Origin of the sequence: Puniceicoccus vermicola (assembly GCF_014230055.1) — a bacterium.
Taxonomy (GTDB): Bacteria; Verrucomicrobiota; Verrucomicrobiia; order Opitutales; family Puniceicoccaceae; genus Puniceicoccus; species Puniceicoccus vermicola.
Map to the genome: position 1 here is coordinate 1 of NZ_JACHVA010000029.1, position 14,162 is coordinate 14,162.

General features: G+C 54.6%; 10 protein-coding genes and 1 pseudogene. 7 read left to right on the forward strand and 4 right to left on the reverse strand.

The annotated features are described in order from the left end of the window. The 4 genes and pseudogenes from H5P30_RS02380 to H5P30_RS02395 all read right to left on the reverse strand — a co-directional run. A partial coding sequence (locus tag H5P30_RS02380) for a transposase (protein WP_185691332.1) occupies positions 1–563 on the reverse strand: 563 nt, incomplete at its 3' end. A gap of 24 nt (positions 564–587) precedes the next feature. Further along, positions 588–800 carry a hypothetical protein gene (locus H5P30_RS02385; RefSeq protein WP_185691364.1) on the reverse strand — a complete coding sequence of 71 codons (213 nt, stop codon included), beginning with the start codon at positions 798–800 and terminating at the stop codon, positions 588–590. 23 nt (positions 801–823) lie between these two features. After that, positions 824–964, reverse strand: a pseudogene (locus tag H5P30_RS02390) (transposase); the annotation flags it as partial. A 133-nt stretch (positions 965–1,097) separates the two neighbouring features. Further along, the gene (locus H5P30_RS02395) at positions 1,098–1,496 is read right to left on the reverse strand and encodes a hypothetical protein (RefSeq protein WP_185691365.1); all 399 of its coding nucleotides are present in this window, start codon (positions 1,494–1,496) and stop codon (positions 1,098–1,100) included. A gap of 213 nt (positions 1,497–1,709) precedes the next feature. Here H5P30_RS02395 and H5P30_RS02400 point away from each other — a divergent pair, with 213 nt between their 5' ends. The 7 genes from H5P30_RS02400 to H5P30_RS02430 all read left to right on the forward strand — a co-directional run. Beyond that, positions 1,710–2,138: a rhodanese-like domain-containing protein gene (locus H5P30_RS02400; RefSeq protein ID WP_185691366.1), complete on the forward strand. Its 429-nt coding sequence runs from the start codon at positions 1,710–1,712 to the stop codon at positions 2,136–2,138. 8 nt (positions 2,139–2,146) lie between these two features. Then, complete coding sequence (locus tag H5P30_RS21850) at positions 2,147–3,271, forward strand: MauE/DoxX family redox-associated membrane protein (RefSeq protein WP_221774258.1); 1,125 nt, start codon at positions 2,147–2,149, stop codon at positions 3,269–3,271. A 322-nt stretch (positions 3,272–3,593) separates the two neighbouring features. Next, positions 3,594–6,620, forward strand: coding sequence for a hypothetical protein (locus H5P30_RS02410; RefSeq protein WP_185691367.1), 3,027 nt, complete (start codon positions 3,594–3,596; stop codon positions 6,618–6,620). After that, a complete protein-coding gene (locus H5P30_RS02415) occupies positions 6,617–7,552 on the forward strand; it encodes a hypothetical protein (protein WP_185691368.1) in 936 nt (311 codons plus the stop codon). The genes H5P30_RS02410 and H5P30_RS02415 overlap by 4 nt, the downstream gene beginning before the upstream one ends. Positions 7,553–7,666: 114 nt before the next feature. Then, entirely contained in the window at positions 7,667–13,129 is a 5,463-nt protein-coding gene (locus H5P30_RS02420) for an RHS repeat-associated core domain-containing protein (RefSeq protein WP_185691369.1), read from the forward strand. A gap of 75 nt (positions 13,130–13,204) precedes the next feature. Then, positions 13,205–13,666: a hypothetical protein gene (locus H5P30_RS02425; RefSeq protein ID WP_185691370.1), complete on the forward strand. Its 462-nt coding sequence runs from the start codon at positions 13,205–13,207 to the stop codon at positions 13,664–13,666. A 236-nt stretch (positions 13,667–13,902) separates the two neighbouring features. Further along, the coding region (locus H5P30_RS02430) for a hypothetical protein (protein WP_185691371.1) at positions 13,903–14,162 on the forward strand (260 nt) is incomplete at its 3' end.

The window sequence follows — 14,162 nt, forward strand, 5'->3', positions numbered from 1 at the left end:
GAGAGCTCCTTTTCGCTGCGACCGGGCCTGACCTCGAAGACCCGATTGTTGCCGAGGTCGCAGAAGGTGGTGCAAAAGCGGTTCTTTTTGCCCAGGGTATGCTCGTCGATTCCGAGCATCCGGGGGCAATCCCGGTTGGAACGTTTGCGCACCTCCAGCTCGGTGTGCTGGTGATAAATCCGTTCGACCGTAGCCTGCCCGATTCGCTCCCTCTTGGCCAAAGTGCTCGCGCAGATCCCGTCTTCGTGGCGCTGGTGGACTTCCTTGCGAAAGAGCTCCGAGCTCTGGCGATAAGGACGGATGCCCGGAAGCGTGGGAAGGAAACTCCGCTTGCACCTCCAGCACCAGAAACGGCGGGTGTGCACCAACAAAAAAGTTGAACGAACATAACCACTTCGATGACGCACCTTCCGAAGATAACGGCCCTTACTGCGCGGCCCCGGGGCCGCGCAGTAAGGGCATCTCTCAGGCTCCCTCTCCAGAACCGCCTCCAACTCGTCCAAATCCGATTTGCATCGCTGCGAGATCACTTCGTAGCCTGCTATTCCTGTTAGGTTATTCATTGGGGACATGATGGTCTTTGCCCCTCATGTCCCCAAACTTTGAGGAAGACCGGGTTCGTACCCGAGGAGCGTAGCGGGGTCTACCCGCGCAGCGTCAATCCCTCCCTCTCCGCCAGCCTTCGCTTGAAGCGACAGCGAAAGCGGAGGCTGCCGCGTCGAAGCCCGGAGGGCGAAGGCGGGCATTTCTGAAGGCCTGACCAAGCTTGAGTCTACATCAAACTTTGGGGGATGGATCATTTTTTTAGATTTTGAGTTATTTTTCATGTGCATGTGGCGAGGACTCTAAGTCGATAATTTTGGAAGGATCGGAATCCATAGGCTCTTCTCTGAATGAGCTTCATTTTTCTATGGAAGCCCTCGGTGATGGCGTTGTTTTTGGTGTATCGCCAGGTTCTGGCGACGACCCGGATTCTGAGCTGCTGCCTTTGTCTTCGGCGGCCGCGCCTGTTTTAGCGGGTTTTCGTGCGATTGTCGTGGGGAATGGGACGAACACGAGGGAATCGTTATGGAAGTCTTGCAAGTTGAAATGCCAGGCTACTCTGAGGGGCCGGGCGGCTCGGATTCGCGGATGGCCCTGAAATTGCTCGTCGATCTTGCGGTTGGAAGCGTGGAGGGGCGATCCTCGTTCTCCCTCAGTTCCGGGTTGGCAATCAAGACCGCCTCATGGCGAAAGACACTTTTCTCCAGCTCGTTGAGAAAATGCGGAAGGCAGGCCTTGCGGTAGAGCTCAAGCTGATCGAGTCCACGGGTTTCCGAGATGGTCAATCGTTTCGCGAGAGCAGAGTCCTCATTCAATAGCGGTTCAGGTAGGTTCCGGCGGAAGCGTAGATGTTCTTGGTCTGGATCACTCTGCGGGCGAATGCTTTTTCTGGTGTAGAAGCGTTGAAGAGGTCGCTGGACAAATTGAGGACGAGGCTTCAAGTCATCGCTCACAGTGGGAGGGTTCAGCGCTCGTCGGAATTCGAGAGTTTGATTCAGTGGTCCGTCTCTTAATTTCGCCCGTTGGATCGCAATAGTTTCAAATATACTCGTCCGATAGAATTCGTAGGGAAGGTTCCAGCCACGTTAATCGAAATCGAGGACTAGAACCGGATTTTCTGGAGCTTCTAGCTCCGTTTCTGTATTTCTTTGCGAATGTCTTTCTTGGTGCGTACAGGGATAACGGCGACATTGATGGTTGTCGGTTCACTTATATTGAGTGCGGGCATGCTCTGGTTGTTGCCTGGGGAGCATGAGCTTTCGGCATCGGAATCAGTAGTGGTCGATATCGCAGAGATCCGTTCGGCCGAAGCCGAAGGAATCCCTATTTTGTGGGTGGATGTCCGTCCGAGGGCGGATTACGAGATCCAACACTGGGACGGAGCGATCCATTTTTCGGAAGAAGATTGGTTAGCTGGACTTGACCGATTGATGGATCACTGGGAGGAGGGGCAGTGGTGGATTTTGTATTGCGAGGCTGGGAATTGTAATACTTCCATCCGTCTGGCTCTCCGGCTGCGGGAAGAGCTGGGATTCTCGAGTATCTATGCTTTGGAAGGCGGATGGCCGATACTGCGTGATCAATCGGGAAGTTAATTAGAACAATGACAAAGAATCGATTCGTCTTACTCCTCTCATTTCTCATGGCCCTGGTGTTTTTGTGGGCCGGGATCTCAAAGCTTTTCCGCCCCGAGTCATTTCTTGAGGCGATTCGCGGATACGGGGAATGGGCGCCTGCCAAGGTTGAACTCTTTCTCGTCTATTGGGTGCCTGTTTTTGAGATCATGCTCGGGCTCGGATTTTTCTTTCACTCCACTCGCGGGGCCTCTTCCTTACTCGCCGTTTTCCTGTTGGGCGCCTTCATGATTTTGATTGGTTCGGCTTGGTGGCGAGGGCTTTCTCCGTCGTGTGGTTGTTTCGGGTTCCAGTGGGATTTGCATCCGTTTTGGCAGATTCTCCGGAATAGTTTACTGGTGATCTTCTCTTTAGGTATTCTACGAGGCGACGATAGACTAAGGATTTCCAGGTCGAACGGTTCGACTCGTGCCGTGGTTCTTCTCGGCTGTTTGCTGTTCGGCGGAATTCCGATGGATCTGGATGCTCAGCCGGAGTGGGAGAAGACGCAGCGATTCGAGACAGTTCTTAAGGGTGTCCCGTCGGTTGATCAGCGATTTTCCTTTGTGAATAAGGGAGACGAGCCTCTTGTGATCGAAAGCGTGAAACCTTCGTGCGGTTGCGTGGTGCCGGAATATTCGCAGCAACCGATCCCGGCAGGCGGCACCGGCTATGTGAAGGTGGTGTTCAAGCCTGGTGAACGAGTTGGGCTTCAGCGAGAAACCATCCGCGTTTCATTCGAGGGAAATAAGGAGTTTTCGCAAACCCTGGTATTACGGATTGATGTTCAGGAGAAAGTTGAGATTCACCCTCAGATGGTCCATTGGATTCGTGGCGACGATTTCACCCCTCGCGAAATCAACTATCAAATTCACGAAAGCCTGTCGTGGAAATTGAAATCCGTGAAAATGGAAGGGGATGCATTTTCGGTCGATCATACCGTTTTGAGCGAGGACGATTTTCGAAAAGGAGTGATCACCGTGAATCGCCTAAAATCAGGCGAACATCGGGAGGAGGTTCTCCTCGTTTTTACCGAGGCGGAGTCTTCCGGGGGTGAGGGGGAAAATGCGCCCGAAGATGTCGAGAGAAAGTTGATCGTCCGTTCTCTCCGTTGACGAGCCGCAACGTGGGTCGTCGCGGATCATCTTTTACATTTTTGTGGGAGAAAAGTTTTCTCCCAGGATAAGAGTAAAAAAAATGTAAATAGAATTATGGGGTATAATTTGCTCTTGAACCGGCACGGCGCCGCGATTCCTATTCGGAGCATCAATGCTCCAATCGCGAATAGACACATTGACGAGAGACTCCGCCGTCTCGCTTTGTTTTTGTCCAGAAGCCTTTCCCTATCAGGAGGTTATGAGGTCCTTCTGCGATTGGTAGGGCCATGCTGCATTTCTTCCTATTTTCCTGTGCCTTTTCCCTTCTTTTCATCGAATCATGACTTCTAAACTTTTGATTTCTCACCGGGGAGCGTTCGGGCCGGGATTCGTTTCCCTCGTCGCGTCAACCCTGCTGTTTCTTTCCTCACTGTCGCTGTCGGTTCACGCTCAATCCTCCGGCGACGAGTCGCGGGTTACGATTCGGGGAGGGCTCTTCGATGCGGGGCATTCCCTTTCTTGGGAAGGTAAGGAGGGGTACGTCTATTTCATCCAGCAATCGGAAGATCTCCAAACTTGGGAGTTCGTCAAAATTTTTGACGTCGGTGAGGGGCGCCAGATCGAGAAACTACTGTCCTCCGACGGAGATTTCATGTTCTACCGACTGCTCTACAGCGACGACCCGGATTCTGAGCTGCTTTCCGAGGACTACAGCGGCAGTGGATTGAGCGCCTGGCAAATGATTCAGTTGGGGTATAATCCCTTCGAGTGGACGGATTCGACCGGGAATCGAATTCATGATGCCTGGGAAGAGCACTTTTTCGGGGTGCAAGGGCTCGATCCCGATGCGGATTTTGACGACGACGAGATGTCCAACCGCCTGGAGTTTCTGCTCGGTACCAATCCCACGGTGCCGACAACGGACGTTATTCCCGTGAGCGCTCCTGTCATACAAGGCGTTTACGCCACAACGGGAACGATCTATATCGATTGGGAGCCCTCGCTCGGGATTCATGAGATGCGGCGGTATTTTGTCTATCGGGATGGTAGTCTTATTGACACCACAAGGGTCGAAAGAACGGGATTTACCGATCGAATCTCCGAACCGGGAGTGACCCATCGCTATGAGATACAAGCCGAAGATCTGACACGTCAAAAAGGGGAGAAGCGGATGGTCGAGGCCTCGACGGTCCTCGAATCCAATATTCCCGAGCCGTGGCAAGTCGCCAACGTGGGCGAGCCCTATGAGGGTCAGGGGCCGGGGTTCAGCAGCTTTTCCGAGGAAGAGGGTAGATTTGTTCTTTCCTCCTCTACGGAAGGAATGGTCCGGAGCTTTTATTTCGTTTATCAGCCCGTTGACGGGGATTTTAGCATTTCCACGCGGGTGGATTCGGTTCAGGCAACGGCGATGTGGGCCAAAGCCGGTCTCGCCGCCGTCGAGGATTTAACCGGCGAGGGCCGTGGTGTGGGTTACGCTCTTAACGGTACGGAAGACGCCCAGTATTTTAAGGCGGCCACCTATGGTGGCGGGGTGGGCTACGTCACTACCCCGGATGTTCATACCGATGGATGGATTCGAATTGAACGCGAGGGGGATATCTGGCGATTTTCCGCTTCCCAGGATGGTCAAAATTGGCTGGTCACGGGGGAAGAGATTTTGGAGCTCCCCGACTCCGTCTATGTCGGGATCGGCGTTTCCAATAGCAATCGCAGCAATTTCGGAACCGGTGTGTTCAGCGATGTGCGTCTGGAGATCAACCCGGCGGTCGATCGGGTTGCCGATGGAGACGGCGATGGCATTAGTGACTTCGAGGAGACGGAGATCCTCTTCTCCGATCCGGAAGTCCAGGATATTGGTGCGATCACTACCGTTCAGTCCTTGAGGGGGATCGACCGGGTCGCTACCTTGGGTCATTGGGCTGTGGACGGCGATCGCCTCGAAGCTCGCGATGAACGCGGCTGGGTCGAGTATACGATCGATGTTCCCGAGGACGGGATCTACCGACTTTCCCTAGCACTGCAGGAAACGGCCAATCCGACGAACGATTCGTTCCATAATTTCGACTTTTCTGTCGACGGCAACCCACTGGATCGGGTCCGTTTGCGCTTGGATCCCTCGATCCCCGCCTTTGCTCAGGTCATCACGCCTTATCTCTCCGCGGGGTTACATACAGTTCGGGTCGATTGGGAGAATACGTTAACCTACCGCCGCATCGCGATTCTCGGGTTGACGGTGGACAGCTTGGAGGACCTTGGCTGGGTCGATCACCGTTTGCAAACGATCAACGGGATCGTGACTCCGGTTGACGCGATCAATGAGTCCTTCGTTTCTCCGTTTTTGATCGAGGGCTGGGCCAAGCATTTTTCCTCTCTCACCGTCACCGGTGACGAGGCACAATCCTATACGGTCGCCCCGCTGCCCGGTGGCTACTGGATGGCCGAGATGGATTTGGATGCCGCAGGGGCGATCTCGACGGCTCAGGTCAGCTTGGCAAATGGAGCGATGAGCGAAGCGGTTTCCGTTAGCTGGGTCCCCTACGATCTGCTCGGTAGTCTTGAGAAGGAAGGGACCGCATCGATGAATGTGCGGGAGGGTGACTCCATCCTTTTCACCCTCGGCGGCCTCACCGGCACTCGTCAGGGAACGATCACCATCACCGATGTCGCCGGTGTGGAAGAGCCCGTCGTATACTCCTTGGAGAACGAGGGGGATGTCGTTCCTCATGCTTGGAACGCGGGGGGCGTCTATCAAGTTTCGGGAGTCCTCGACGCAAGCGAGGGAGAAGAGGCGTTGGAGGGACTGCTGGAGGTGCGCGTCTTTGACGACCGCTTTGCCGGAAACCTCACCCTTCCCGTATCCGTCGCGGAACCGTGGTCCCATCCGGAACTAAGCTTCGAGGCGGATGTCGATGTCGATAGCCGCCTGGCCGTGACCGAGATTGCCCCGATCAATGGCGCCCGCACTTTCTCGGTTGGCACGAGTTCCACGAGTCCACTCTTTCTCGCCGCTCGCCTACCCGGAGAGGGCGCCGTTCTGGATACCGCTTCCATTGCCGGATTCCGCGTAGCCTCTTCGCTGGAGACCAGTATCACTCTGGCGGACCGGCTTCCGGACGGCACCGAGGTGATCGATATGCCCGTGCTCGTCTCCGAGGTTGTCCCCGGCATGGAGATCATCCTGAACATTGCTGTCAGCGGAATCACCTTTGCCGACGGCTCCGTGACCAAGGTGTTGACCGCCGACGATTTTGACGAGCTGGGACGGGCCTATGTCCGGTTCCTGCGCTCCGGCGATGCAAGTACGGCCAACTGCTACACGATGATCATTACTCTTCCAAATGGTGGACTCCAGGAGGGTGGGGAATGAGGGTCACGGTAGGTCTATTTCTACTCCTCGGGTCGTCCGTTGCCTTCTCTCCGGTAGGAGCCGTCGAGGCCGCTGACGGTGCGTCGCAATCCGGAGCCCTCCAGAGCCGCACGACGCCGTGGAACAGTGCCGAATTGCCGGGCCGAATGGGCAGCTCCGATGCAAGACATGAGGTGATCTCGGAGGAACCCGCTCGGCGAATGCAGGCAATCACAGCCGGCCCGCTTCCGGTAGCGGAACGGGTGGCCGCTCTCCACGAGGATGACAGCCCGATTTCCCAAGACGATTATCGTGCCCTTACCGCCATGGTTAAGAGGGGCGAAGTGCCGGGAGGACTCTCCGCCAATCACTACCATTATCTCGCCAACGAGATCTGGAATGCGTTGCGCGCCGAAGAAGGATTTTCACAACCCCTTGCCGAGCATCTGGCCACGGTTGCAAACACCTCGTCCGATCCGGTCATCTGCGATTATGCTCTTCAGCATTTGGCTCAGCTGGAGGCTCCGGGAGTTCGCCCGATTCAGAATGATGCCCTGATCGCCTTTGCCGAGAATACAACGTCCCCCTTGGCGGGGACCGCCCTGGTCGGGCTCTATCGCCTGAACGAACGCTCACCTGATCCCGAAACGCTCGCGGCGCTGCGACGCGTCACCTACACTCTGGCGGTCGATCCCGAGGCCGATACTTCCTCCCGAGTCAGCGCGTTTTCGCTCGCGACCGATCTGGAAGTTTCCGGCCTGTTGTCCACGGCCCGCCAAATCGTTCCCGATTCCGCAGCCGACCCGCGCCTCCGGCTCGCGGCGATACGCTATCTGGGGGTATATGGGGAGACTTCCGATGCGACTCTGATTGAGGAATCCCGTCACACCTTTCGCAACCCCTTCCTCTTTGAGGCGGCGCGAGAAGCCAAGAACCAGATTGGCCCTTCATAATTTTGAATAGGTAAAGTCATTTTAAACAAAATATCCATGTTCCTACCATCTTTACTGCGAAATTCTGTGCGAATCACAGCCAATAGGTTTTGTTTCATCCGATTCGTTTCATTTGTGACCGTTGTCACATTATCCCAGGTGTCGAGTTACGGTGCCACCGCTCTTTTCAATCCACCTGTCGAAGGCGAGGATGATAAATATCTGGAAGAGCATACGCTGACCGTCACACCCTCAGCAAACGAAGGTAAGCTGATTGTTGCAGGAAACAATCTGACGATCGACGTATGTGAGTGTGGGGACGAAAGTGACTCGCTCTCTATAGATTTCAATTTAAGCGTATCGGATAATTGGAGTGGAAATATTGCGGTCGATTACTCTGGAGCGATTTGGAGCGAAGGGAACGCCACTAGCGTTAGTTCGTCCGGCTCAATCAACGTTTCACTCGATTTCTCGAATGTGAGCTCCGTTTCTTCGGCAAGCGGCACTGTAGAGTTTACGGCTCCCGGAATTGATGGAGAAGGAGGATCGAGAACCGCTACGTTCTCGGTTGGACCGGGGGGCTGTCTGAAAGCGTCGATCGGCGGATCGATGTCTTATTACCTGAAGCTCGGAACCGGGGATTTTGGAACGGCATCTCCGACCATGGGCATTTACAGTCGTTATCTTGATGAAACCTCGTACGGTCCTGATATTTATACTCCCGCAGCGATGCAACTTGCCGTGGCGAGTGATTTTGAGATTATCTGGGATGCGAACGACCATCCCCGGCAAATCCTTACCGAAACCCTGCTGACCGATATCAAAGCCGTCGGTCCGAACGAGACAGAAATTTTCCAGTACGAGGTCGAGAGTGTCGGAAATAAGGTAGATGGTGTTTATCCTCCCACTGGGGATCTCGTTTCGAAAATCGTAATCTACAATCCGGATGCAGCTTTCGACCCTGCCGTATTTGATCGTGTGTTTATCGACGAATACGGGCCAGATGGCACCTCATTGGTGAGGAGTTTCCATTATTCGTGGACGAAAGTCGAAGATACGGGTGCAAATACGGAAACTCACACTTGGAAGCTGGTCGAAGGTGGGGGAATCAAAACGACGGAGATTGTCCGCACACTAGATTTCGAAAACAAGACAAAGACGGACGAAACCTACATATACAATGCTTCCAAAGAAGTAGCCTCCAGCACCAAAGAAGTTTTTGGCTCGGGAGCGGGAGATCCCAGGATTCTCTCCAAGATCGAAGATTACTCGATCAGCGATCATCCGGATCTGGCGGATTACGAGGGAGATGATCTTACCACCGAATATTTTTATTATCCTAACGATAGTTTGAGTAACAATGCCGGACGTCTCAAGGGTTTCGAGCGGTACGACGGCTATTGGGAGCAGTATGAATACGATGGGGAAGGCCGCCGAGTGAAAACCTACCGTGCTTACGGCGACTCTTCCTACGGGGATTTGGCAAATGCCTATCTGGTTGAGCGATCCTATGTGGAAACCGGTTACCCTGGGCTTAATTGGTATGAGATCGAAACGATTCAGGGGGTCGAGGTCGGTCGCACTTTCGAGTGGCGCAATGCCGACGAGAGTCTGATCAAAACCTATCGAGCTACCGAAGCCGGGGCTTCCTATACGACATCCTCGAATTTGATGGCCTTGGTGGAATACGATACGACGACCAATCGCGTCGAGCGCCGCGTCGATGAACAGGGAATCTGGACTTTTTACGACTACAGCACCAGCGGAGGCCTTGAGGTAAAAACCGTTTCCCGCGGAGCTCCGAATGGAAGCGAAGACGGAATTGAAGAGGGCACGGTGACCGTTGAGAAAATCAATGCAGCCGGAACAATCGTCGAACGCGAGGTGCGCGATGTCGACAGCAACCTGGTCATGGACGGGTTCGAAGTCACCGTCACCGATGACCTATTGCGGGCGACCACGACACTTTATGAGGATGGGACCAACGAGGTTTTGGTCTACGGCAGCAATTGTTGCAGCGGCAGCATCTCTTCCCGAACTGACCGCAAGGGAATTCAAACGACCTACACCTACGATCTTCTCGGGCGTCGCCTCTCCGAGACGCGGCAGGGAATCACCCGGGTCACCGAGTATGATGCCGTCGGGAGGGTGTTGCAGACCTCCCGCGAGTCCGGTGCGTCCTCCCAGATTCTTTCGACGGCGCAATACGACAAAGCCGGTCGAGTCGTCTCCCGGAGCCAAGCCGGTCCTTATCAGGATGGCACGTTGGTCACGACGTCCTACTCCTATTCTTATCCGGCCGAAGGGGGTACGGTAGAGACGGTCACCCGCCCCGACGCCACGACTGAGATTCGCACCACTTATATCGGTGGCCAGACGGAATCGGTTGCTGGAACGGCTGCCGCCCCCATGAAGATGACCTACGACACCTTCACCGACGGCGGGGTCTCCGGCATCGCCGAGCGCCAAATCCGTCTCCGCGAGGATTCCGAGAATCCCGGGGAGTTCCTCGAAACGGAGTGGCAGGAGGTTCGCTCCGTCATGGGGCGGCAGATCGCCGTGGTGTATCCCGATTCCGCCGAAGTCACGACCGCCTACAATGCCCTCGGCCAGGTTTCGGAAGAAGTGGACCCCGATGGGGTGACCACCCGTTACCAATACGACGGACTGGGCCGCCGCTCGGTCATGGCTGTCAAGACGAGCGCCAGTGCCGGGATCGATCTCACCGCCGATCAGGTCACAGAGTGGGAGTATGAGTATGCCGAGCGCAACGAGAACCTATTTGGCACAGCAGCGGACTACACGGTTCAACGCACCCGCACCTACGTCTATCCCGAGGATGCGTCTTCTGCCCGCACGCTCGTGCAGACCACCGAGCGCAGCACTCTCGGTATTGCCACGTGGACCACCGATACCGCTGGGGCCGAGTCCCTGAGTTATCGCACCACGCCCGCCGCAGGCGATTGGAACGAGATTTCCGTCCAGCCCTCCGGAGCCCGGAGTATCCGCGAATACGACGATGGGCTCATCGTCCGCGAAGAGTTTCGCGATTCCACCGACTCTCTCGTCTCAGCGACCGACTACACCCACGATCTTTGGAACCGAACCGCGACCTCCGTCGACAGTCGCACCGGGACCACGACCTATGCCTACTTCGACAACGATCAGCCAAGTCAGGTGACGGCCCCGGATCCCGACGGCGGCTCGGGCTCGCTCTCAGCGCTCGTCACGTCCTACGAGTATGACGATCTGGGGCGCACTACCGAGGTCACTCTGCCGGATAGTTCGGTCGTGTACACCGAGTATACCGACCGTGGCGAAGTTGCCAAGACCTGGGGCAGCCAGCAATTTCCGGTTGAGTACACTTACGACGCCCAGGGCCGGATGGCCACCATGACCACCTGGCAGGACTTCAACCCGGGAACGGGAATCGGGGTCTCCGGCGATGCCATCACCATTTGGGAGTATGACGTCCAACGCGGCTGGCTCGTGCGCAAGGAATACGATGACGGCAAGGGGACCGATTACACCTATACCGATGCCGGTCGGCTCGCAACCCGCACTTGGGAGCGGGGCGTGGTCACCACCTACGGCTATGACGATGCCGGTCGACAGACCAGTGTCGATTACTCCGACAGCACCGACGATATCGCCTACACCTACGACCGTCTGGGCCAGCCGAAAACCATTACGGATGCCACCGGTACCCGTACCTTTGACTACAACGCAGAGTTGCGGCTCGAGACCGAGGAGCTGGATGCTAGCTATTTTGACGACCGAATCCTTACCCGCCTCTATCAGGACGGCACTTCCGGGACGGTTGCCGGGCGCAACGGCGGATTTTCTCTTGGCATCGCCGCCGATCCGGATCATGATTTGAGCGTGGGTTATTCGTACGACAGTGCCGGACGCCTTTCGACCGTTTCCGACGGCACGGATACCTTTACCTACGGCTACCTCGCGAACACGCCCGGGATGCTTGCCGAGACCGAAGGCCCAGCTCACACCGCGAGCTACACCTACGAGCCCGGTCGCAACGCGCTCACCATCGTGGAAAACGAGGAAACGGTGGGAACGCTTTCGACTGTTTCCCAATACTCCTATCGCTACGACGCCTTGGGGCGCCGGACCGACCGGGTTGACGAGGGATCCGCCTTCGCCCAGGCCTCCCTTTACGATTGGACCTACGACGACCGCGGCCAGGTAACGACCGCCGACCGCTATCTCGGCACCGATCCGGACAGCCCCGGGGCTTCGGTGGCCGCCGCAACCGATTCCTTCGACTACGATTTTATCGGCAACCGCTTGACCTCCACTTTCGGAACCGCCTCTCAGCGCTCTTACACGGTCGATAGCCTGAACCAATATACGGGGATCACGAACCCGTCCGCCGGGCCCGCCCACGATGTTGACGGCAACATGACCTACGATGGAGTGGGATGGTACTTTGAGTGGAATGGCGAAAACAGAATGATCGAGGCCCGCAACTACGCCGACGTCATGAATCCCACCAGCGGTGCCGTTCGCCTGACCTTCACCTACGACTATCAGGGTCGCCGGGTGGAAAAGACGGTCGAAGAATACGACGTGCCACTCGCCTCCATGCAAACCGTCTCCGAAGAACGTTTCGTCTACGATGGCTGGAACCTTATCGCGACATACGATTCTCAGGTTTCAGGTCTCAATCTTCAGGTTTCTTACCTCTGGGGCCAAGACCTCAGCGGATCGATGCAGGGTGCCGGAGGAGTAGGAGGACTGCTCAGTGTCACCGACGACTCCAGCGGAGACGTCTTCTACGCTACTTACGACGCTAACGGCAACGTCAGCGAATACATCGACGAAACCGGGGGCATCGCCGCTCACTACGAGTACTCGTCCTTCGGACGTGTGATCGCTTCAACCGTCTTGCCGGACGATTTTGTCTTCCGCTTCTCGACGAAATACCAGGACAATGAAACGGACCTGCTGTATTACGGCTTCAGATACTATGTCCCCGAAACGGGTCGATGGCTGAGCCGGGATCCCATTGGTGAACGAGGCGGGCTGAACTTGTATGGGTTCGTCTGGAATAATGGTCTGAAGTGGTGGGATTATTTAGGATTGGCAATTGTTGACGAGTATTATTTTCCTGAATCGGCTGAGAATATTTCGTATCGATTTGATCCGTTAGACTTCGATCAAGGTGGAATAACCGAAATTCGTAAAAGTGCGAGTTGTGATTGCTATTTTGACGAAGAGAAAAAATGCTATAGGGTTTATTGTCAGATTACATTAGAGCTTTCTATTACAATCAACGAATTGCTCAGAGGAAATGACGGGTTGATTGAAAATGCTTACGGACACGAGCAGCAGCACGTTTCAAGAGTAATTGCCCAAGTGAGAAACATGGCAAGCCATTACAGAGATAATCATAGTGCAGTCTTTGAATCCGATTCGAAATGTCAATCCGACTCACGAGGCCCTGAATATGTACAACGAGCGATGAGAGATGTTTTGGACACGATTGAAGAACTTCACGTTTATCATATAGAACCGTTTTCGCCAGAAAAAGGTAAGCCTTATGATCCGATAAATCCTGTGCCACCTGCATTGAATTGAATGGAGTTGATTCAGTTCAGATAATATTCGGTAGATGTTTATAGGTTGATGGTGTGAGATTTTGTGATAAGAAAAATGAAAATTTTTTTAATTATTTTACCTTTTTTTTTTGCTGGATGGAATTCTGTTTTCTCTTTGGAAAATGAACCTTATGAAAATGTATTGACATCTTCTTCCTTGGTCGAATTTAGGTCGGAGGCAATGAGGCTAACAATCGCTGTTTCACAGCAGGGGGTGGAGAAAACGGACTTGATCGATGTTCCTGTAGTGCGTGGTATCGGAAATATTGTTTTAAGTGAGGATGAGATTGCTTCGATCATTCGGGTGGTCGATGAAAAAGATATGGGTACAATTGTTGTTATACAGCCTCTAGGATTTTCTATGTTCTGGATTTTTTCATATCGATCAGAGGGAAAGGGAATCGATTTTTTTATTCTCAGGAAGTATTTTAAAAATGGCGCGCAGCCGGATCATCTCAGATTTGAAATTTTAGACGAAACCGTGACTACATTCTCTACTATTGCTTTTGGGACGTAAGTGAACGGTGCGGCCCAAAGACATCGGTAACAAATAGCACAAGGACATCGGTAACACTTAACTGGCTTCATGCCATGGAGACGGCAAAAAAGCGAGCCGGATGATGGGGGCAAACGCAAAATATAAATATTCTATTACTCAGGGGGGTGACAAAAAGGGGTCAGCCCAATGTTTCATGGTTTTCCTGCGATCCGAATTCCTCTTTCCAGGATTCCAAGACCGTCACGGACGCCCTTATGCCGTCCCGGCACCTCCGCCTCGCCCCCGCACCACGGCCTTCTCGTATCCTTGGCTGGCCGACGGTAGCCGGGCGCAACGGAGGATTTGTTCTTGGCATCGCCGCCGATCCGGATCAGGATTTAAGCGTGGGTTATTCGTATGATAACGCAGGACGCCTTTCGACCGTCACCGACGGCGCGGATACCTTTACCTACGGCTACCTCGCGAATACCGTGGGAATGCTCGCCGAGACCGAAGGCCCGGCCCACACCGCGAG

Bases quoted from the DNA above. Each gene is read 5' to 3' on its own strand.
- H5P30_RS02415 (WP_185691368.1), top strand. From the start codon at position 6,617: ATGAGGGTCACGGTAGGTCTATTTCTACTCCTCGGGTCGTCCGTTGCC.
- H5P30_RS21850 (WP_221774258.1), top strand. From the start codon at position 2,147: ATGACAAAGAATCGATTCGTCTTACTCCTCTCATTTCTCATGGCCCTG.
- H5P30_RS02425 (WP_185691370.1), top strand. From the start codon at position 13,205: ATGAAAATTTTTTTAATTATTTTACCTTTTTTTTTTGCTGGATGGAAT.
- H5P30_RS02385 (WP_185691364.1), bottom strand. From the start codon at position 800: ATGATCCATCCCCCAAAGTTTGATGTAGACTCAAGCTTGGTCAGGCCT.
- H5P30_RS02410 (WP_185691367.1), top strand. From the start codon at position 3,594: ATGACTTCTAAACTTTTGATTTCTCACCGGGGAGCGTTCGGGCCGGGA.